Genomic DNA, 19,949 nt, shown 5'->3' on the forward strand with positions numbered 1-19,949 from the left:
TAAGCTCTTGCCGAGATGGCGGAATTGGCAGACGCGCTGGACTCAAAATCCAGTGATCATTGCGATCGTGCGGGTTCGACCCCCGCTCTCGGCATAATTAAGTACTTAAAAGGCTCTGTATAAACGGTAAAACGTTGATACAGAGCCTTTTTTGTTTGCTGATGTTTGTGGAAGCTCATATCATTTTGACCATATTTTGACCGTTTTGACCATTAAAAAAAGGGAGCTAATTAATTTTAGTTTCATTTTTGTATCAATTAATTTACTAATGGAATTTTCTATTTCATCATTTGAACGATTGCGATATTCATCAATTAAGTATGAATAAACTCTAGTGGTAGTTCCAACGTCTGAATGTCCAAGTCGTTTACTAATAATATAAATATCTATCTTTTGTGATAGCAAATAAGCTACATGGGTATGCCGTAACGAATGAAAATGAAATCCATGTCTATTTATACCCAAATCATCTAATGCCTTTCTAAGCGTTTTATTTACGGCGTTAGAAGTAGGGATAGTACCAAATTGATTAATAAATACTGCGTCAGAGTCATTAGATTTTAATTCTTTGAGTAATTCAAGCATTTCTTGATTAACCCTAATCGTTCTATTTGAACTTTCATTTTTGGTTGGAACATATTTCTTTTCTAAAGAATTCCAGGATCGTCTAATTCTTATGCTTTTAAAATCAAAATTGATATCTTCCCATTTAAGTCCTTGAATTTCTCCGAGTCGCATCCCGGTAAATAATGCCAATAAGATCACATATTTAGAAGAATAGTGATGATTACGCGTTTCGATTAAATAGTTGGTTAATTTTTTTAATTCATCTTGATTTAAATATTCAATTTTCCAAGTTTTTTCTTTGTTATATACAATATTTGTACGTTGTAAAATATCTTTTTCAATATCTTTATCATAAACAGCATCTTTAATACAAGCATGGAAAAGGGCGTTAATTTTTACAACTGTTTCTTTTGCATGATCTTTACCATAATCATCAAGGAATTTTTGATATTTTTCACGAGTTAAATCTGTAATTAAAAGAGTATGGAAATGCTTATCAAGAACATTAAATGTATGTTTATATTGTAATTTTGTTCTATCGACAATAGTATTTTCTTTATAAGTTTCAAACCAATGCCAAAAATAATCTGGTACAGTTTTAGGTAGGGTACTTACCAAATTTGAATTTGGTTCAACCTCATATTTTGCAGCAAATTTTTGTGCTTCTTTTTTTGTGTCAAAACCCTGTTTACTTTTAATTTTAAAATTTCCGTCATCATCCTTGAAAGATAATCTGACTCGCCATTTACCGTTTCTTTTTGTAAAACTTGCCATAGTTTATGCCTTTCTGAACTTATGTTCGATAAAAAGATTTAAAAATAAAAAGTCCATAAAATGGGCTGATTATTTAATGAATTTAATTATTAATTCATTAATTGTACATGTGATGGTAATGATACTAATTGCTGTTCCATAAAACCAGTTCTTTTGTTCAGCAAACTTTGTATTTAATTTTTCGAATTTGTTATCAATATCTTTGCATAATAATTTAATTTCGTTACTTTAATTATCAGTAGCATGATTTAGTTCTTCGTGTGTTACATAATCATTTTTTCTTATGATAAAATGATTTTTTGATTTTAATAAAAATATATTTAATTATAAATAATAAAGTGGATTTATATTCAAAATTACTTAACTGTATTTCTACATTTTCAAAATTAGATACTTCTGATTTTTTTATTTTTAAATATTTCTTATTGTTACGTGTACTTTTTAATTCATTAAATTTTTGGCATATGTAGAAGTCATCCTGATCTCTATTTCCAATAATATAATAATTAATTTTTTTATATTTAAACTTTGAAAATTTACGAATTCTAATAACTAAAGATATGAATGGATAAATTGATAAAGTAAATATTATATATATTACTAATGCAGCTAAATAATGTTTATGAAAAATAAAATAAAAAAACAAAATAATAAGAAGCAAAAATAAATTGGTATAATACTCCATTTCAGATACTTTATATTCTTTAAAAGTATTATATTTATTTTTTGGATTAGAAACCGTCACGTTAAAGCTGTCTTTATTAAACCAGTACTTATTAACAATTCCAATTACTATAGGACCAATTATACTGATTAATATATTTATACTATTTAAATATTTCAATTTTTTATCCTTTTAAATTGTAGATTATAAATTAGATACTTTTATACAAAAAAAGAGAGAATTCAACTAAATGAATTCTCTAAGTTGGCAATTCGCCGTTGTTGTATTTAGACTTTAAGGGTCGGGCACCCACTCGTGCCAGTAAATAGAGAATATCATTAAAATATGTTTAAATCAAATTATTGTGTTTAATTGATTTTTTATTTTTTCTTACTTTTTCCTTTGCAAAGTCTGCATTTGCAGGCTTTTTTATTTGTAGATGATTAGAGTTTGATCTGTAAGAAAAGATGAATCTTTGTCACTTGGTGAAGATGTTATCTTAATGTCTACTATTTGATATCCATTTTTATGCAAATGTTCTAGAATGCCATTAGTTATATTTGTATATTGTTTATCTAAAGTAGTTTTATTAAAGTTCAATGGAACAGAAGTGGTCTTATAGAAAAGAACATGTTCAGCACCATCTGAAGGGACTATTGCATCTACAATTCCGTTAATATTAACTTTACTTGGTTCACTAATTTTGTTTAAAAACCCCATTATATTATTCTCCTAACAAATTTAAAAATTCTTTTTCGTTTAATACTTTAATTTTATTTCCCTTTTTGATTAATTCTTCTGCTTTTTTTATCTTATTAGATTTTCCACTTTCACCAACTACATTTTTATCTTCTATCCCTACAATTAAATAATTAACCTTTGAAGACATACCATTTTTAAAAATACCTCCTTTATTTTCTATTATTTTTTTAGCATCGTTTCTACTTAATTCAAATAAGTTTCCAGTTATTGCAAACGTCTTATTATTTAACGTTTTGTCAGAATTAACAGAATTATTTAAAATAGTATTTCCTATTTCTGAAGATTTAATATTTTCAGACTTTTTATAGTAACCATAAGCTTTTTTAGATTTATTGCTTTTCGTTGCAATTTTTTTAGACTGGTACCCAGCATCACGCAGCTTTTGATAAATAATTGCAGTAGTTTTAACATCATCTAATGCATTATGAGATCTATAATTTATATTATAGAAATCTTTTAATGTCTCAAGTTTATTATTAGGCAATTTTAAATCATTTTGTGCTTGCTTAGACATTAGCATTGTATCTTCAATTGTTATTTCAGAAATATTTAAACCTTTAGCTATCAAAAAATCAATATCGAAGTCAATATTATGTCCAATTAACGCTGGTTTCATATTACTTTTATAAAAAGATTCAAACTTTGTTAAAGCATCATCAATAATTAATCCATCTTTTAAATCTTCTTTTGATATTCCGGTCAATGAATATATTTTAGGAGATATTTCATCATTTTGTAATTTAACATAATAATTAAATGTTTTTGTTGGTTTATCATTTATGTATCTAATTGCACTTATTTGTATGATATCGTTATTTTTTGGATTTAATCCAGTTGTTTCGATATCTATTACCATATAATTAAAATATGGCTTCCATCTCCTATGTATTTTTAGATTTGTATTTGTTATTCCTATTGTTTTACTATGCTTTTTATCATTTATATTAAAATCATTAGAAGTATTAAGTTTTTTTGATAAATTAGAATTAATTTTAGATTGATGTATTTCATTTTCAGAATTTGTAGTTTGCAAAGTCGAAATGCTATTTTTAATATAATTACCATCATTGGAAGAAAGACTAGTTGATACTGGAATATCAAGATATGACATATCCGAGTCCGATTGTAAAATATCTTTTGTTATTGATTGTGATGTTTTTTTATCATTATCCTTTAAATCAACATGTATTGAATAATATTCTTTAATGTATTCAATGGTTTTTTTATCTGTTGGGATCCAATCTTTATTTAATAAATAAATCAAATATTTTTTGTTTATATATAATGCAAAAATAGCATTAGCAAGTACAGATCCTAATATAATAGTTGGATAAAATAATATGACATCTGTAATTAATATTATCCAAAACCATGGCCAAAACTTTTGAGTTAAAGCTGGAATAGGTCCAAAAAACAAGGTTGTCCATGAATAACCTGTCTTTATTTGCTTTATATTTCCATTATTTTTGTTTTTTAAATTCAAAAACATATATATTCTCCTTAGTAAATGTAATGAAGTAGGCTATCTTTGCATTCTTCCATAATATTGTTTGGAATATCAAATATCTTCATAAATGTTGTTTGAACCAGGTGTAAAAACATATTCAGCATCATTTCCATCGCTATATAACACATAGCTTATTTCGTGTGCAATAACAAAAGTAAGTTGTTCTTTTTTTTCATATAGTTCATTTATTGCGATTAATTTAAATCTTGGATTAGAAAATGATGTAGCAGTATATTCCGGATCGCTATATATTTTTATTGATATTCCATTTGCAAATGCTTTATTAAGTAAATCACTTATTTAGGATATTCGTCAATTAAATAAAAATAAATACTAGTAGTTCCAACGTGTGAATGGTTTAGACTTTTGCTAATGATATAAATATCAATGTGATTATATAATAAAGAAGATATGTGAATTTTTTTAAGAGTGGAAGGGAAATATAAAATTAAAAATGCCAAATTGTTTATTTGTTATAAATGCTTCTAACTTTTACTTTGACAATAGTAGATTGAAAGTACAACATGAATTTTTAATATTAGTGAAGGAATAATCTAGAAGAATGAATTAAGAAAAAGGTTATAACTTGGTAAAAAAATAAAAGAAACACCCAAAATTAATTGAGTGTTTCTTTTATTTATTAGTTACTTAAATATCTGATAATCACAGATACAATCAATACTATGACAATTGCACCAATAATTGAAGGAATTAATGACATTCCTGCGAGGCTTGGTCCCCAAGTTCCTAATAATTTTTCACCTAGCCAAGATCCGACTAGACCGGCTACAATATTACCAATCCAACCTAATGCAGCACTATTATCAGTCATTTTGCTGGTAAGCCAACCAGCAATTGCACCAATAATTGCACCGATAATTAAAGTCCAAATTAGTCCCATATTATTCACCTCCTAATATATTTAAGTTTAAAATAAATTTAGATTTATTTCAAATGCTTTTGCAAACGCTTACATATGGATGATAAGTGTGCTATTATAAACTTGAAAAACATTTAAAAATAATGGAGGATTAAAAATGAAAAAAACGTCCGTTTTAAATAGTAGAATCTCTGCTGGAATTTCCACTTTAGGTCATTTTGATATGTTAACCATTAACGATGCTGGCATGCCAATTCCTAATGATGATCGTCGGGTAGATGTTGCCATTACAAAGGGTTTGCCTAAATTTATTGATGTTTTGAAAAATGTTTTGACAGAAGATCAAGTTCAAAGAGTGTATCTCGCAGAAGAAATAAAAAAGCAAAATCCTAAACAATTAGATGCTATCAAGAATTTATTATCTGATGATGTAGAGATTGTCTATATTCCACATGAAGAATTGAAAAAAAACTTAAGCAATCACAAAACTAAGATGAATATTAGAACAGGAGAAATAACCCCTTATTCAAATATTGCGTTAGAATCAGGAGTTACATTTTAATATATTTATGGTAACAAGCGATAGAATATAAAGTATTTTTATGGTTTTCAGAAGTTAAAATCATTGAAAATAATTAATATTAATGATAAATTCTACATGTAACATATAAATGTAAGTTAATTTTTGGAGGTACTATCATGAAAAATTTACTATTAGGTTTAAGTTTAGCAGGTAATTTAGCACTAGGTTACACATTATTAAAAAAGACTGATGCTTTAAGTGAAGTAAATGAAAAATTTGATATTTTAAATGATCAACTTCAAGGTAAAGCAGAACAAGTTAAAGGTGCCATCACTGGTGATACTTCCGATAAAATTGATGGAAATCTTAAGAGCGCAAAGGGTAATGTTAAAGAAAAAGTTTCTGAAGTTAAAGATAATTTAGAAGACTAATTGATTGTTAACATTAAAAACACCAGCATTGATTGCTAGGTGTTTTTATTTTTTGATTTTTACCCACAAAAAAAGTTTAGTCTTTGACAAGCTTTAAAGACTAAACTTTTATCTTATAAATCAAATTGTACTTTAATTGCCTTACCAATGATCTTACCAGGATTATCTTCATTTAAAATAATTTGGTTATACTCAGAATCTTTATTATCAGGAACTAATATTACTTGATTATCGTGATATTGAACTCTCTTTAATGTTGTTTCATTATCATTTAATAAAACTGCTGCAATTTCCCCACTTTCAACTTCTGGTTGTTGATGAATTAATACAAGTGCACCATTATGAATGGTTGGAGACATTGAATTTCCAGAACACTTTAACCAAAAATTGTTTCCTTTTGGCAAATCTTGTAAAGAAATAGGCAGATATCCTTCAATATTTTGTTTAGCTAAGATTGGAGATCCACAAGCAATTTCCCCTAAAATTGGAACTTTAACCAATTCAGTTGGATCATATGGAATCGCGTTTTTAGGAATATAATCCTTATCTTTATATTTTTCAGATAATTGAGAAATGGGAATATTTAAAATTGCTGCAAGCTTTTCTAACGTCTTTAATTTTGGGTCAACACCTTGATTATATCTGTATAATGCATTTTCACTCATTCCCGCTTTTTTAGATAGTTGGATTAAACTTAAACCACGTTTGTTAGCATAATATTTTAAATTTTCATAAGTTGACATATTATTTGCGTCCCTTTTATAAATAAACTATACAAAATTACACAAAAACTCTTGTGGTAATTAATTACACAGTGTAATATATATTGTAAGTTAATAATCAATTAATTTAGCAATAAAAATATGAATTATCAGAATATATTTTTGGTAAGTAGCTACTATGGTGGTAATTACTTGCTTATTTGCTATTCACTCATACTACATTGTGTAGTATGAACATGTCAATAACTTAATCAATAAATTACAAAAGAGGAGAGACGCTCATGGAAGAAAAAATGGCACAACAGAGTTTTCAAAAGATTACTGATGAAATTAAAAAGAAATTAATTGATCGGCATATGACTCAAGTTGAATTAGGAAAACTGATAAATGAAAACCCCGTTCAACTTAACCGAGCTATTAAAGGTTATATGAATCCACAATCAATAAAGATTCGTGAAAAGGTTTATAAAGTTTTAGATATTACTGATCAAAATTAATTTACATAGATAATTAATAACTTTATCAATGTTTTTTATTGTGTTTAAAAAACGATCGAATTTTAAATAATTTCGATCGTTTTTGGTATTAATATTTAGTTTAAGTAAATTAGATAGGCATTTTTTAAAGATGTAACTAGCAGTACCCAAAATAACACGTACATTGATTTTTCCATGAAACCACCGACTTTATAATGGAAAAGATGACGATGCTTACTATTATGTTTCAAAACAAAAGGGTACCAGATATCAACTCGATTAGCAGACCAACCATCTTCAATTATATGAATTAGTATGCCGATTGAAATACCAAATATACATATTGCAATGTAAAAATGACGAGATTCTAGAAAAAGACTTAATGACATAAAAATAAAAACGTTCCAAATTGTATGTGTGAATCCACGATGTTTAACGTTAATAAAAAAATGTTTATAAAAGAAGCCAAATAGAGTAGTTTTGTTTAATTCGCTATTGCGAGAATCAATGTCTGGTAACAGACTCCCTAAACCAACTGAAGCGAAAATAATAATTGTAACTATGAATGGTACTGCAATATGATTAGTTTCTGAGTAATAATTTACAGCCGTTAAAGCAATCGCCTCAGATGATACCAAATGAGTTTTTCCTAACATTTTCTCTTCCTATATTAACTATTAATTTTAATTCGATTATAACCATCATTAACTATTATTATAGGCTTGATAACAACGTTTGTGTATCATTCTCAAAATAAAAATCCCTAACCAAGCCAATTTTAAGGCTTTGTTAAGGATTTTTATAAATAATTACCCGTACGAGACTCGAACTCGTAGCTCCGCCTTGAGAGGGCGACGTCTTAAACCAGTTTGACCAACGGGCATTGATATAACAAGATTAATTTTACTCATATAATTGAGTTGTGTCAATGTTAATTTCAAATTGACATCGCTATTCAATCATTGTAATATTACTAGTGTAATTATTGAGCATTAGCCAAATTGGTAAGGCAGTGGACTCTGAATCCATAATGTACAGGTTCGAATCCCGTATGCTCAATTTATCATTTTTACTATTTGATAAGTGAAGTCGCTATTTTAGCGGCTTTTTTTATTAGGATAATTACTTTTAAACCATTATAATGTGATTATGAGGTGATAAGCATGAGTTTTGAAAAAGTAAAAAGTTTGATTAGTGAAATGGTTAATGAGGACATTGTTCCAGGGGCTTCATATTCGTTTATTACGGGACAAAGAGTTGAAGATCATGTTACTGGTTATAAACAATTAAAGCCAACTAAAGAAATTTTGCCACAAAATCAATTATATGATGTTGCTTCCATGACTAAAGTAATGGGAACCGTGCCTGTGATTATGCAATTGTTACAAGATCAAAAAATTGGAATTGATGATTCGATTACTAAGTATTTACCGGAATGGAAATTTCCGAAAGTTACGATTCGCCATTTATTAACCCACACTTCAAATATTGAAGGATACATACCCAAGCGAAACGAAATGAATATGAATCAATTACGAGAAGCTCTTTTAGGGCTCCATCCTGGATCTGATTTGGGAAAGAAAATGAAATATCAGGACGTGAACTTTATCTTTCTTGGATGGATTGCAGGAGTAGTAACAGGATTACCAATTCAGCCTTTGATTACGCATATGGTTTTAAATCCACTGGGGATGATTGATTCAACTTTTCATCCAGATGCAAGAAGAACCGTCCCAACTACTTATGATGAAGAAAGTGGCATAAATCAAGTCGCAAAAGTTCATGATCCCAAGGCAAGAATTTTAGGCTCTGATTGTGGGTCTGCGGGTTTGTTTAGTTCTCAACGCGACTTTGATAAGTTTGCACAATGGATGCTACAACTAACTGAACCAGGAAAAGTATATACATCATCGATGTTTGATGCGATGTTTTGTGATCAAACGCCGATGCAGAATGGAACTAGGACTTTTGGCTGGAAATTAGAAGACTATCAAGGCCACTCCTATATTTATCAAACAGGTTATACGGGAATTCTAATGGTTTTGGTTAGGGAAAGAAAAAGTGCTTTTACGTTTTTATCTAATCGTGTTCATCCTGATGTGAATGAACAATTCAGCGAGGCACGTCAAACTATGATTGATGCTTATTTATCTGATTTATTTGATTAGAATTAAAACATTAAATGTTTATTAATTTGTAATGGTATAGTAAAATTAAACCAATTAATTTTTATAAAAAATAAATAATGGAGAACTTAAATGCAAAAGCAACCATAGGCTTAGACATTGGTACCAGTTTAATTGGATTTTCAGCTACGAATTTAGATAATAAGTTAGTACATATTAAAAGGGCCATAATGGTATTGGAGTACGATTTAAGTTAGCTAGCTAATTACTATTACATGATTAACAATAAGTTCACCATAAGTTGGTGGACTTTTTTTGTTCCAAAATACATTCATATTAAAAGATTAAAAAGCATCATAAATACTAATTATGTAAACTATAGAAAAAGTTAATAAATTCAACAAAAGCCATTTAAATGCTAATAAAAATACAATATACTAAGAAAACATAAGTGATTAATCACACAAATAAGGGAGGATTTTTGTATTTATGAATAATGAAAAACAAAACAATTCAAGCTTAATTTCACGTTTAGAAAACTTCAAAATTGATGGATTTGGTTTAGTTTTCTATGCAATTATTGGAATTATTTTTGTAATTGCTGTTTTAACTCATGCTTTACCTAATGACATTTTGGGTGCCTTGTTTACCATGATTATCTTAGGTAACGTTTGTTATTTCTTAGGATCAAAATTACCAATTTTTAGAAGTTATCTTGGTGGAGGGGCATTCTTTGCCTTGATGGCACCAGCAGTTTTAGTATTTTTTCATGTTATTCCGACTTATGTTGTTAGCGATGTACATACATTTTTATCAACTGATAATTTCTTGAATTTCTATATTGTTGCCTTGATTGCAAGTGCTATTTTAGGAATGAATCGGGATATGTTGCTAAAAGCTGCAGTTCGGTTTTTACCAGTTGCCATTCTTTCAGCTGCAATTGCCTTTTTTGCCGTTGGTTTAGTTTCAATGCTAAGTGGTAAGGGCTTCAGTTATGGTGCTTTATACGTTGCTTTTCCAGCGATGGGTGGTGGTGTTGGTGCCGGTGCAGTTCCACTTTCAAAAATTTATGCATCATCAATGCATGGTGGAGCAGCAGGATACTTTTCACATTTACTTCCAGCCGTAATTCTTGCTAATATTTTTGCAATTTTAGGAGCAAGCTGGTTAAGTAAACTTTTAGCTAATAGTAAATATAATGGTCATGGTCAAATGTTACCTGGTGAATTCAAAGCTTCTAAAACTACTGCATCCGCTTTTTCTTTCACAAAGTTGGGAGTAGGGATGGCCGTTGCAGGTGCTATTTATCTAGTTGGTGAAATTCTTACTAAGCTAATTCCAATGGTTAATGACTTTGCGTTCATTATTATTTTAGTAATTGCCTTAAAGGCTACTGGATTGATTCCCAAGTATTATGAAGAGGCAACCGTTGTCTTTGGTCAATCAGTAACTAAAACAACTACACATGCCTTACTTGCTGGAATGGGTATTGCCATGGTTGACTTAAATGTTTTGACTAGTTCAATTACTTGGCAACTTGTTTTATTAGTACTAGTAAGTATTTTAACTATTAGTACAGCTGCCTTCTTCTTAGGAAAGTTATTTGGACTTTACCCAGTTGAAGCTGCCATTACTGCTGGTTTCATCGATAACTCAATGGGTGGAACTGGTAATGTTTCTGTTTTAGCAGCCTGTGATCGAATGGGATTGATTGCCTTTGCTCAAATGGGGAACCGTTTATGTGGGGCTATTACTTTAGTTGTGTCAGGCTTCTACATTGCTTTCTTTGGTTAAAGCTTAAATTAAGATAAAAAAATTCTAAGACTATCTAGTATAGATGGGCTTAGAATTTTTTATTTGTAAATTTCATTAAAATAGAATTTATTACCAGATATGTTGTTTATGTTACATCATTACATAAATAGCAAATTACTTAATTTTTCTGTAATATTTCTGTAACATAATCGCTTTAGTATAGAGTCTGTTAACTGAAAGACGTTAAGACTATTTGTCATCACTATTATCGATACAATTTGAAGGAGTTTTATATTTATGAAGAAAAGAAACATGTTTAAATCAATTGCAACTGTTGCTGCCGTATCTGCTGGTGTTTTATTTGCTGGATCACAAAGTGCCAGTGCTAGCACTACTAAACATACTGTTGTAGAAGGTGATACTTTAAACAAACTTTCTGCTCAATACGGAGTTTCCGTTCAAGACTTAGCTCAAGCAAATGCAATTCAAGATATTAACAAGATTTATGTTGGTGAAGTATTTACCATTGGTGACGATGGTCAAGTATCAGTTTCAGATCAAAGTGCTGTTGCTGCCGCACCTGCACAAGCTGCAACTACTCAAGTTTCAGCTCCAGTTCAACAAACTGCTGCACCAGTTGCTCAAGCACCTGTACAAACTAGTGCACCAGCTGCAAGTTCTGTAAGTGGCAGTGATGCTGCTGCTAAAGACTGGATTGCTGGTCGCGAATCTGGTGGTAACTACGGTGCCCAAAACGGTCAATACGTAGGTAAATACCAATTATCATCATCATACTTAAACGGTGATTACTCAGCTGCTAACCAAGAAAAAGTTGCTGATAACTATGTAGCTTCACGTTATGGTTCATGGTCGGGTGCCCAAGCATTCTGGCAAGCAAATGGTTGGTACTAAAACTAACTAATTAAAAATGTATATTAAAAAAGGAATTCCAATGGAATTCCTTTTTTAATATACAAAATTATTTATTTGTATTGAGTTTAAATTGTTCTGATCCTAAATTAGTACCATCAATACTTGAAGAATTATTGTTAATACTATTTGGATTTATTCCCTCACTTGCGTTAATGGTAATTGGATCATTTTGATTATTCAATTCATATACGACTGTATTTTTAGCTGAATCTCCCTCAGCTAAATTTTGGTCTGGATTATAATCTAAGCGATCATCGTTAAAGTTAACTTCATTAAGATGATGTGACTTTTGGGTAATTTTAAAGGTACTATCCCATGCATTTTTAGGCGTAATGATTTTGTTTGACTTATTAGTAGTTTTATAAATGAAAACTACTAGTGGTTCATCATATTTTTCACTGTTATTGACGGTTTTTACTCCAATAATTTTAATTGTTTTATCATTTAACTTTGCTACATTATTTTTAAATGATGATTGAGTAGGAGCTTTAACCGGCTTTGTGGTTTGTTTATTGTCATTATTTGATTTTTTGTATTGACCATCTAATGATGAACAACTGGCTAAAGTTAATGTGCTCAAAATAGCAATACTAGTAACTAATATTTTTTTCATCTTATTTCTCCCTTAAACATATTACCTCTATTGTACCGTAAACGCTGAAATTAACCAATGTTGTGAAATAGTTGCTTTTGTCAAAAGACTAAATTATAATTATTATAAACAATTGATGTTGCAAGGTTAATTTTTAGATGACCTTTTTATTAAGGAGGAAAAATATGAAAGTTGCAGTTGTTGGTTCATCACATGGTGGTTTTGAAACTGTTCGGGGAGTATTGCATGATTTTCCAGATGCTGAAATTGATTGGTACGAAAAGGGAGATTTTGTTTCATTTTTATCATGTGGGATTGAGCTATATCTTCAGGGCGTAGTTAAAGATGTTAATTCTGTGCGTTATGCCACTATTGATGGAATGGAAGCTAAAGGGGTTAAAGTACATATTAATTCTGAGGTAACTAGTATTAATCCTGAAAAACATACCATTAAGGTAGTTGATGTAAATAATGGCACTGAAACGGAAAATCAATATGATAAGTTAGTACTTTCAGTTGGAGCAGTTCCGTTTGAACTTCCGGTTCCTGGTAAAGATTTACAGAACATTTATGCTATGCGGGGGCGTGATTGGGCTATTCTTTTAAAGAAAGCGGAAGTTGACCCTGAAATTAATAATGTTACGGTAATCGGTTCTGGCTATATTGGAATTGAAGCCGCAGAATCATTTGCCAAAGCTGGAAAAAAAGTTACGATTATCGATCGTAATCCAACTATTTTAGGAACTTATTTGGATTCTGAATTTACTGATATTTTAGCTAAAGAGCTTGAAGACAAGGGTATCACCATTAAAACTAATCAATCAGTCAAAGAATTTGTTGGCAATGATGATAACCGAGTTTCTAGTACAATTACTACCACTGGTGAATCTATTCCAAGTGATTTGGTCATTGAAGCTGCTGGGATTCGTCCGGCAACAACTTGGTTGAAAAATACGCTTAAGCTTAATGATCACGGCATGATTGTTACTGATGAATATCAAGAAACTAGTCAACCAGATGTTTTTGCAGTGGGGGACGCAACTGAAATTGAATTTGCACCCACTGGTACGAAAAAGTTAATTGCTCTTGCACCTAATGCTCGTCGTCAAGGACGTTCAGCTGCTTATAATTTAAATCAAAAACGACGTAAGACAACTGCTGTTTCAGGATCATCGGCTCTACACGTTTTTGCTTATAAGTTTGCTTCAACTGGTTTGAAAGATGTTACAGCTAAACAAATGGGGTTAGACGTAGAATCCGTTTTAGTAACTGATACCAAAGTTCCACCATTTGTTCCAGCTGATCACAATGCTAAGGTTTACTTTAAGTTAACTTTTGATCCTAGAACTCGAGAAGTTTTAGGCGCTCAAATTATGTCTAAATTAGATGTAACTGCAAATATTAATGCAATTTCTTTAGCTATTCAAGAACACATGACGGTTGATGACTTAGCTTATGCTGATTTCTTTTTCCAACCTGGATTTGATCGTCCATGGAGCGTGATGAATATTGCTGCACAAAAGGCTCAAGATCAATTAAATAAATAGCTCTTTAAGTCTATCAATAAAAATTTGATAGACTTTTTTATTTAAATCTTAACGAAAAACATTAAATTTCAGAAAATTAGCTGATTTTCTTGATATTTTTGGCAATTACGATTATTATTGTAAATAAATCAAAACATTTGTGCTTAAAATGTAGACAATAAGGGAGCCACTCATGCCAAAATTAAATGCCAGACTCAGTAAGACCTATAATCACACTCTCTCGCAAATTACTCCATCAAGAATTCGTTCGTTTTCTTTAAAAATTAGCGATGTTCCTGATTTAATTAGTCTAAATGTTGGGGAACCGGGCTTTAATACCCCAGAACACATTAAGGAAGCAGCTATTACTAGTATTAAAGAAAATAAGACCCATTATTCACCTCAGCCAGGATGGATGGAATTACGGGAATCAATCAGCCGATACGTAAAAAAACGCTTGGATCTTAATTATGATGCTGCCACTGAAGTAGTTGTGACTGATGGAGCTACCGAAGCACTTTCTAGTACTTTTTTAGCTACGGTTAATGAGGGTGATAAGGTTATTGTGCCCATGCCAGCTTATCCAGCGTATACTTCAGTAATTGAAATGGCACATGGGGTGGTAGTCCCAATTGATACTTCTAATGATGCTTTTAAGTTAACTGCGGAAAAATTAGAAGAAACTTTAAAAGAAAATCCAGATGTTAAATCAATTATTTTAAATTATCCAACCAACCCAACTGGGGTTGAATATTCAGATTCTGAAATTAAGGCCTTAGCTAAAGTTTTAGATAAATACGGGGTATTAATAATTTCTGATGAGATTTATGCTGAATTAACTTATGAAATGGCACACACTTCGATTGCCCAATATCTTCCAGAAAGTACGATTTTAATTAATGGAGTTTCTAAGTCACATGCAATGACCGGTTGGCGATTAGGTTATATTACTGGACCTGCAGAAGTAATCAAGAACATTAATAAAGTTCATGGATATTTAGTAACTTCACCATCAAATCCTGCCCAATATGGAGCAATCGAAGCCTTGGATAACGGTTATGATGATTCAAAGCCAATGTTAGTTGAGTATCAAGAACGACGTAATGTAGTTGCAGATGAACTACAAAAAGTAGGCTTTGATGTAATTAGTCCAGATGGTGCATTTTACATCTTTGCAAAAATTCCAGCTAAGTTTAATGAAACCTCAGAAGAATTTGCTTTACGACTTGCTCATGAAGCCCACGTTGGGGTAACTCCAGGGGATGCTTTTGGTGAAAGTGGTCAGGGATACATTCGTATTTCTTATGCGGCTGATTTAGATGACATCAAAGAAGCAATGAAACGAGTTAAGAAGTTTGTTAACGAAAATTAATGATTAAAAGTCTATGAGAAATCATGGGCTTTTTTGTAACTTTAATTTAAATCATAAAGGTTGGTATTTGCTATTGATAGATAAAACGATACACTTATATTATAAAAAATAAATAAATCGGAGTGATAAAATGAACGTTGGAATTGATAAGTTAGGATTTTTTACTCCTAATTATTACGTTGATATGGTTGATTTAGCGAATGCTAGAAATGAGGATCCCAATAAATACTTGATTGGAATTGGGCAAACTGAACAAGCTGTAATTCCTAACACCCAAGATACAGTGACGATGGCGGCTAATGCAGCTCTTCAAGTGATTGACGATGATAATCGGGATAAAATAAGCTTAATTATTTTAGGAACAGAAACGGGAATTGATAATTCGAAATCAGGAGCAATTTATCTTCAAAACTTATTAGGGTTGAATCGTCGGGCTCGAGCTTTTGAAATCAAACAAGCTTGTTATGGGGCAACTGCTGGGATTCAAATGGCGAAGGACTTTGTTAACCTTCATCCAGAACAACAAGCCCTTGTAGTTGGTTCTGACGTGGCTCGTTATGGAGTTAAAACGGCTGGAGAAGTCACTCAAGGTGGTGGAGCAGTTGCCATGACGATCTCTGCTAATCCGACAGTACTTAAACTTAGCAAAAATAGTAGCGTTTATTCTGATGATATTATGGACTTTTGGCGCCCTTTGAACCGCACCGAAGCGTTAGTTGATGGTCACTATTCAAATGATATTTATCAACAATTTTTCATTAATACAATTCATGATTATTTAGTGAATAATGATATGGAATTAACTGATTTGCAAGCTTTAGTTTTCCATCTTCCATATACAAAAATGGGACTTAAAGGTCTCCGTGAAATTTTGCCAGAAGTTTCCGAAACACAACAAGCTAGTTGGTTAGCTGAATTTGAAGCGAGTCGGGTTTATAACAAACGAGTCGGTAATCTCTATACTGGGTCTTTGTATCTTAGTTTATTATCATTACTAGATTATTCTGAGCAGCTTAAAGTTGGAGATCAAATTGGAATCTTTAGTTATGGTTCAGGTGCACAGGGTGAATTTTATACGGGTCAATTACAAACTGACTTTAAAAATGAAATGCGAAAATCATTAATTGAGAAAATGTTAAATAATCGAAAGCGTTTATCAGTTCTTGAATATGAGCAAATGTTTAAACAATGGCCTAAACTTGATGATGGTGATTATAGACTTGATGATCGCCAAGATTCAGCACCTTTCACATTTACAGGAGTTGTGGAAAATAAACGCCAATATCATAAAAAAGGTTGACATTCATTGACCATTGAGTTATATTTGGCTTAACAAGAAATCTTTAAAGACTGTCCAGAGAGACTGCAAGATTTTAGTCGAATATTTAATGCTGTAAAATTAGACTAAAGGACTAACGTCAACTGACGTTAGTCCTTTTTGCATAGTAGGGGGAATTAACTTGAGTAAAGAAAAAGAGATTGTCTTAGATATTCATGAACGTCCAAGTGGGATTAAATGGATTGGTTTATCACTACAACATATGTTTTCAATGTTTGGTAGTACGGTAATTGTTCCGTTATTGGTAGGGTTGAGTCCTAGTATTGCCTTGTTTGCCTCAGGAATTGGAACATTATTACATATTTTAATTACGAAGGGTAAAATTCCTGCTTATATGGGATCTAGTTTTGCCTTTATTACCCCAATGTTAGCCTTAATGAAGACAACTGGGATTGCTGGCGTTCAACAAGGTGTTATTGCAGTTGGTCTAGTTTACTTTATTGTTGCAATGCTGGTTTGGATGTTGGGAACGAATTGGATTGACAAGCTCCTTCCACCAATTGTGGTTGGCCCAATTGTAGTTGTAATTGGACTTTCACTTGCTGGAGCAGCTGCTAAAGATGCGATGATGACCGCTAGTGGCCATTATAGTTTGATGTATTTTATGATTGCTTTAGCAACGTTATTTTTGGCAATTTTTTTTAATATGAAGTTAAAGGGATTCCTAGGAATGATTCCTGTCTTATTAGCCATTGTATGTGGTTATTTAATTGCGATGGCTTGTGGACTCGTTGATTTGCATGCGATTGCTTCTGCTCCATGGTTTAAAGTGCCTGATTTTCAATTTATTGGGACAGAAAAGGGCTTTCATTTTGAATGGAATGCAATCTTGGTAATGGCCCCCATTGCATTTGTTACTATGACAGAACATATGGGTCATTTGATGGTATTAGGTGAGCTAACTCACAATAACTTTTTTAAGGATCCAGGTTTAAATCGGACTTTAGCTGGAGATGGAGCTGCTTCATTTGTTTCTGGTTTAATTGGAGGACCAGCTGTAACTAGTTATGGAGAAAACATTGGGGTGATGGCTATTACAAAAGTTTACAGCGTTTATGTAATTGTTGGAGCTGCAATTTTTGCGATGATCTTTGCATTTGTAAATAAACTAAACGTTTTAATTATGCAAATGCCACTACCTGTAATTGGTGGAATTAGTTTCTTACTATTTGGAACGATTGCTTCTAGTGGAATTAAGGTAATGGTTGATGATCATCTTGATATGAATAAGAAACGAAATTTGATGATTGCATCCGTTGTTCTCGTAATTGGGGTCGGAAATGCTTATCTTCAATTAGGGAATTTTCAATTTACTGGAGTTGCTTTGGCAACGGTCATTGGCATTGTTTTAAATCTTGTATTACCTGATGAAGATTCTGACAAAGTTTCCCCTGAAAAGGAAGCAGTCGAAGCTGATACGAATAATACTATCTAAATTATTTTTTAGAACCAATCTAATTGGTTCTTTTTTGTTTGGTTAAGTAAAGTTGTAGAAAAAAAGTAAGTGTTTAGTTATAATGAAGATAATAACTAATCTATAGGAGAATTAAAATGTGGGATATCGTCATATCAGCCTTGCCTAAGTTATTAGAGGCTATGGTAAAGTATACAATTCCTTTAACATTACTTTCCTTTTCATTTGGAATTGTAATCGCAATTATTGTTGCTTTAATTAAATTTTTAAATCCTAAGGTGCATGGATTTGTTTTAATATTTTGGAAGTGTTTACGTTTAATTGCAAGCTTTTATGTTTGGGTTTTTCGTTCTACTCCATTACTAGTTCAATTATTTATCATCTTTTTTGGGTTACCTGCAATTGGAGTCAAACTTCCTGCATTTACCGCAGCAGTGATTGGGTTTTCATTAAATACGGGGGCCTATGCATCGGAAACGATTCGGTCAGCACTTTTGTCAGTTAATAAAGACCAGTGGGATGCAGCTTATACATTAGGCTTTAGTACTCCACAAACATTATTGAAAATTGTGATGCCACAGGCATTTAGGATTGTTTTACCACCTTTGTCTAATGAATTTATTGGATTGGTAAAAGATACTTCTTTAGCTAGTACCATTACAATTGCTGAAATGTTTCAAATTAGTCAACAGTATGCAGCTCAGAACTACGAACCATTGTTGATGTATGTAGAAGTAGCTGCTTTATATGCAATATTGTGTACAATTTTAAGTATTTTGCAACACTATCTTGAAAAAAAGTCTTCTAGCTATATGAAAGGGGACGAAAACTAATGTTAAAAATTAATGAAATTAAAAAAAGCTTTGGCAAAAAAGCAGTTTTAAAGGGGATTTCAACTGAATTTCCTAAAGGGAAAACCACAGTTATTGTGGGACCTTCAGGTTCTGGGAAAACCACTTTGTTACGCTCATTGGATATGTTAGTGACCCCTGATTCAGGGACGTTAGCTTTTGATGATTTGCTTTTAAATTTTGCTAAACCGATTTCTAGTCAGCAAAATAAAGCACTGCGAGATAAAACAAGTATGGTATTTCAAAATTGGAATTTATTTCCCAATTTAACGATTTTACAAAATATTACTGCAGCACCAATTATGGTTCACCATGTTGCTAAAGATCAGGCAAATGCCGAAGGACATAGTCTCTTAAAAGCGGTGGGATTAGACGAATACGCTAATGCATATCCAGATGAGTTATCTGGAGGGCAACAACAACGTATTTCAATTTGTCGAGCATTAGCTGTAAAACCAGAATATATCTTATTAGATGAGCCAACGAGTGCTTTAGATCCTGAAAGTGAGACCATGATTTTAAAATTATTAGAAAAATTGGCTGGAGATGGGCAATCAATGATTATGGTAACGCATAATATGCAATTTGCTAAAGATGCTGCTGATAAAATTTTATTTATTGAAAATGGTGAAGTTGAATTTGATGGTAAAAAAAGTAATTTCTTTAGTCAACCTTCAGCTCGAGTAAAAGCATTTTTACAAGGGATTTCGTTAAACTAAAAAGACTGGAATTAAT

General features: G+C 31.4%; 20 protein-coding genes and 3 tRNA genes. 14 read left to right on the forward strand and 9 right to left on the reverse strand.

Features of this window, described 5'->3' with window-relative positions:
• The first annotated feature begins 9 nt into the window (after window positions 1–9).
• Window positions 10–94, forward strand: a tRNA-Leu gene (locus AC0GLY_RS02860).
• Between the two features lie 86 nt (window positions 95–180).
• On the opposite strand, the gene AC0GLY_RS02865 is transcribed toward AC0GLY_RS02860, so the two are convergent.
• The 5 genes from AC0GLY_RS02865 to AC0GLY_RS02885 all read right to left on the reverse strand — a co-directional run bounded on the left by AC0GLY_RS02865 (window position 181) and on the right by AC0GLY_RS02885 (window position 5,175).
• A complete protein-coding gene (locus tag AC0GLY_RS02865) occupies window positions 181–1,341 on the reverse strand; it encodes a site-specific integrase (protein WP_496612025.1) in 1,161 nt (386 codons plus the stop codon).
• 271 nt (window positions 1,342–1,612) lie between these two features.
• A complete protein-coding gene (locus AC0GLY_RS02870) occupies window positions 1,613–2,185 on the reverse strand; it encodes a hypothetical protein (RefSeq protein WP_496612026.1) in 573 nt (190 codons plus the stop codon).
• Between the two features lie 249 nt (window positions 2,186–2,434).
• Window positions 2,435–2,725, reverse strand: a complete 291-nt coding sequence (locus tag AC0GLY_RS02875) for a hypothetical protein (RefSeq protein WP_496612027.1) — start codon at window positions 2,723–2,725, stop codon at window positions 2,435–2,437.
• Between the two features lie 4 nt (window positions 2,726–2,729).
• Window positions 2,730–4,256 carry an exonuclease domain-containing protein gene (locus AC0GLY_RS02880; RefSeq protein WP_496612028.1) on the reverse strand — a complete coding sequence of 509 codons (1,527 nt, stop codon included), beginning with the start codon at window positions 4,254–4,256 and terminating at the stop codon, window positions 2,730–2,732.
• Window positions 4,257–4,914: 658 nt separating this feature from the next.
• The gene (locus AC0GLY_RS02885; RefSeq protein ID WP_496612029.1) at window positions 4,915–5,175 is read right to left on the reverse strand and encodes a GlsB/YeaQ/YmgE family stress response membrane protein; all 261 of its coding nucleotides are present in this window, start codon (window positions 5,173–5,175) and stop codon (window positions 4,915–4,917) included.
• A 136-nt stretch (window positions 5,176–5,311) separates the two neighbouring features.
• Between AC0GLY_RS02885 and rbsD the strand changes: the two genes are divergently transcribed.
• Window positions 5,312–5,716 (forward strand): D-ribose pyranase, encoded by a 405-nt coding sequence (gene rbsD, locus AC0GLY_RS02890; RefSeq protein WP_496612030.1) that lies wholly within the window; start codon window positions 5,312–5,314, stop codon window positions 5,714–5,716.
• 137 nt (window positions 5,717–5,853) lie between these two features.
• A complete protein-coding gene (locus tag AC0GLY_RS02895) occupies window positions 5,854–6,108 on the forward strand; it encodes a CsbD family protein (RefSeq protein WP_496612031.1) in 255 nt (84 codons plus the stop codon).
• 113 nt (window positions 6,109–6,221) lie between these two features.
• Here AC0GLY_RS02895 and AC0GLY_RS02900 read toward each other — a convergent pair whose 3' ends face one another.
• Window positions 6,222–6,851, reverse strand: coding sequence for a LexA family protein (locus AC0GLY_RS02900; protein WP_496612032.1), 630 nt, complete (start codon window positions 6,849–6,851; stop codon window positions 6,222–6,224).
• Between the two features lie 260 nt (window positions 6,852–7,111).
• Between AC0GLY_RS02900 and AC0GLY_RS02905 the strand changes: the two genes are divergently transcribed.
• A complete protein-coding gene (locus tag AC0GLY_RS02905) occupies window positions 7,112–7,327 on the forward strand; it encodes a helix-turn-helix domain-containing protein (RefSeq protein ID WP_496612033.1) in 216 nt (71 codons plus the stop codon).
• A 95-nt stretch (window positions 7,328–7,422) separates the two neighbouring features.
• Here AC0GLY_RS02905 and AC0GLY_RS02910 read toward each other — a convergent pair whose 3' ends face one another.
• Together AC0GLY_RS02910 and AC0GLY_RS02915 are read right to left on the reverse strand one after the other, a co-directional pair.
• Window positions 7,423–7,962: a metal-dependent hydrolase gene (locus AC0GLY_RS02910; RefSeq protein ID WP_496612034.1), complete on the reverse strand. Its 540-nt coding sequence runs from the start codon at window positions 7,960–7,962 to the stop codon at window positions 7,423–7,425.
• 153 nt (window positions 7,963–8,115) lie between these two features.
• Window positions 8,116–8,189: transfer RNA gene (locus tag AC0GLY_RS02915), tRNA-Glu, on the reverse strand.
• 103 nt (window positions 8,190–8,292) lie between these two features.
• Here AC0GLY_RS02915 and AC0GLY_RS02920 point away from each other — a divergent pair.
• The 4 genes from AC0GLY_RS02920 (at window position 8,293) to apf (ending at window position 12,099) form a co-directional block, all read left to right on the forward strand.
• Window positions 8,293–8,365: transfer RNA gene (locus tag AC0GLY_RS02920), tRNA-Gln, on the forward strand.
• 104 nt (window positions 8,366–8,469) lie between these two features.
• Window positions 8,470–9,474 carry a serine hydrolase domain-containing protein gene (locus AC0GLY_RS02925; protein ID WP_496612035.1) on the forward strand — a complete coding sequence of 335 codons (1,005 nt, stop codon included), beginning with the start codon at window positions 8,470–8,472 and terminating at the stop codon, window positions 9,472–9,474.
• A 447-nt stretch (window positions 9,475–9,921) separates the two neighbouring features.
• Window positions 9,922–11,226 (forward strand): 2-hydroxycarboxylate transporter family protein, encoded by a 1,305-nt coding sequence (locus AC0GLY_RS02930; protein ID WP_496612036.1) that lies wholly within the window; start codon window positions 9,922–9,924, stop codon window positions 11,224–11,226.
• Between the two features lie 258 nt (window positions 11,227–11,484).
• Window positions 11,485–12,099, forward strand: coding sequence for an aggregation-promoting factor (gene apf, locus AC0GLY_RS02935; protein WP_496612037.1), 615 nt, complete (start codon window positions 11,485–11,487; stop codon window positions 12,097–12,099).
• Between the two features lie 67 nt (window positions 12,100–12,166).
• On the opposite strand, the gene AC0GLY_RS02940 is transcribed toward apf, so the two are convergent.
• A complete protein-coding gene (locus AC0GLY_RS02940; RefSeq protein ID WP_496612038.1) occupies window positions 12,167–12,733 on the reverse strand; it encodes a DUF5067 domain-containing protein in 567 nt (188 codons plus the stop codon).
• A 164-nt stretch (window positions 12,734–12,897) separates the two neighbouring features.
• On the opposite strand from AC0GLY_RS02940, the gene AC0GLY_RS02945 reads away from it, so the two are divergent.
• The 6 genes from AC0GLY_RS02945 to AC0GLY_RS02970 all read left to right on the forward strand — a co-directional run bounded on the left by AC0GLY_RS02945 (window position 12,898) and on the right by AC0GLY_RS02970 (window position 19,933).
• Complete coding sequence (locus AC0GLY_RS02945; RefSeq protein ID WP_496612039.1) at window positions 12,898–14,259, forward strand: FAD-dependent oxidoreductase; 1,362 nt, start codon at window positions 12,898–12,900, stop codon at window positions 14,257–14,259.
• Window positions 14,260–14,431: 172 nt separating this feature from the next.
• Entirely contained in the window at window positions 14,432–15,610 is a 1,179-nt protein-coding gene (locus tag AC0GLY_RS02950) for an aminotransferase class I/II-fold pyridoxal phosphate-dependent enzyme (protein ID WP_496612040.1), read from the forward strand.
• Window positions 15,611–15,740: 130 nt separating this feature from the next.
• Entirely contained in the window at window positions 15,741–16,910 is a 1,170-nt protein-coding gene (locus tag AC0GLY_RS02955; protein WP_496612041.1) for a hydroxymethylglutaryl-CoA synthase, read from the forward strand.
• 160 nt (window positions 16,911–17,070) lie between these two features.
• The gene (locus AC0GLY_RS02960; protein WP_496612042.1) at window positions 17,071–18,384 is read left to right on the forward strand and encodes a uracil-xanthine permease family protein; all 1,314 of its coding nucleotides are present in this window, start codon (window positions 17,071–17,073) and stop codon (window positions 18,382–18,384) included.
• A 116-nt stretch (window positions 18,385–18,500) separates the two neighbouring features.
• Entirely contained in the window at window positions 18,501–19,196 is a 696-nt protein-coding gene (locus AC0GLY_RS02965; protein ID WP_496612043.1) for an amino acid ABC transporter permease, read from the forward strand.
• Window positions 19,196–19,933 carry an amino acid ABC transporter ATP-binding protein gene (locus AC0GLY_RS02970; RefSeq protein WP_496612044.1) on the forward strand — a complete coding sequence of 246 codons (738 nt, stop codon included), beginning with the start codon at window positions 19,196–19,198 and terminating at the stop codon, window positions 19,931–19,933. Before AC0GLY_RS02965 ends, AC0GLY_RS02970 begins: the two co-directional genes overlap by 1 nt.
• The last annotated feature ends 16 nt before the right edge of the window (window positions 19,934–19,949 follow it).

The organism is Fructilactobacillus sp. YLN 2507 (assembly GCF_059614085.1).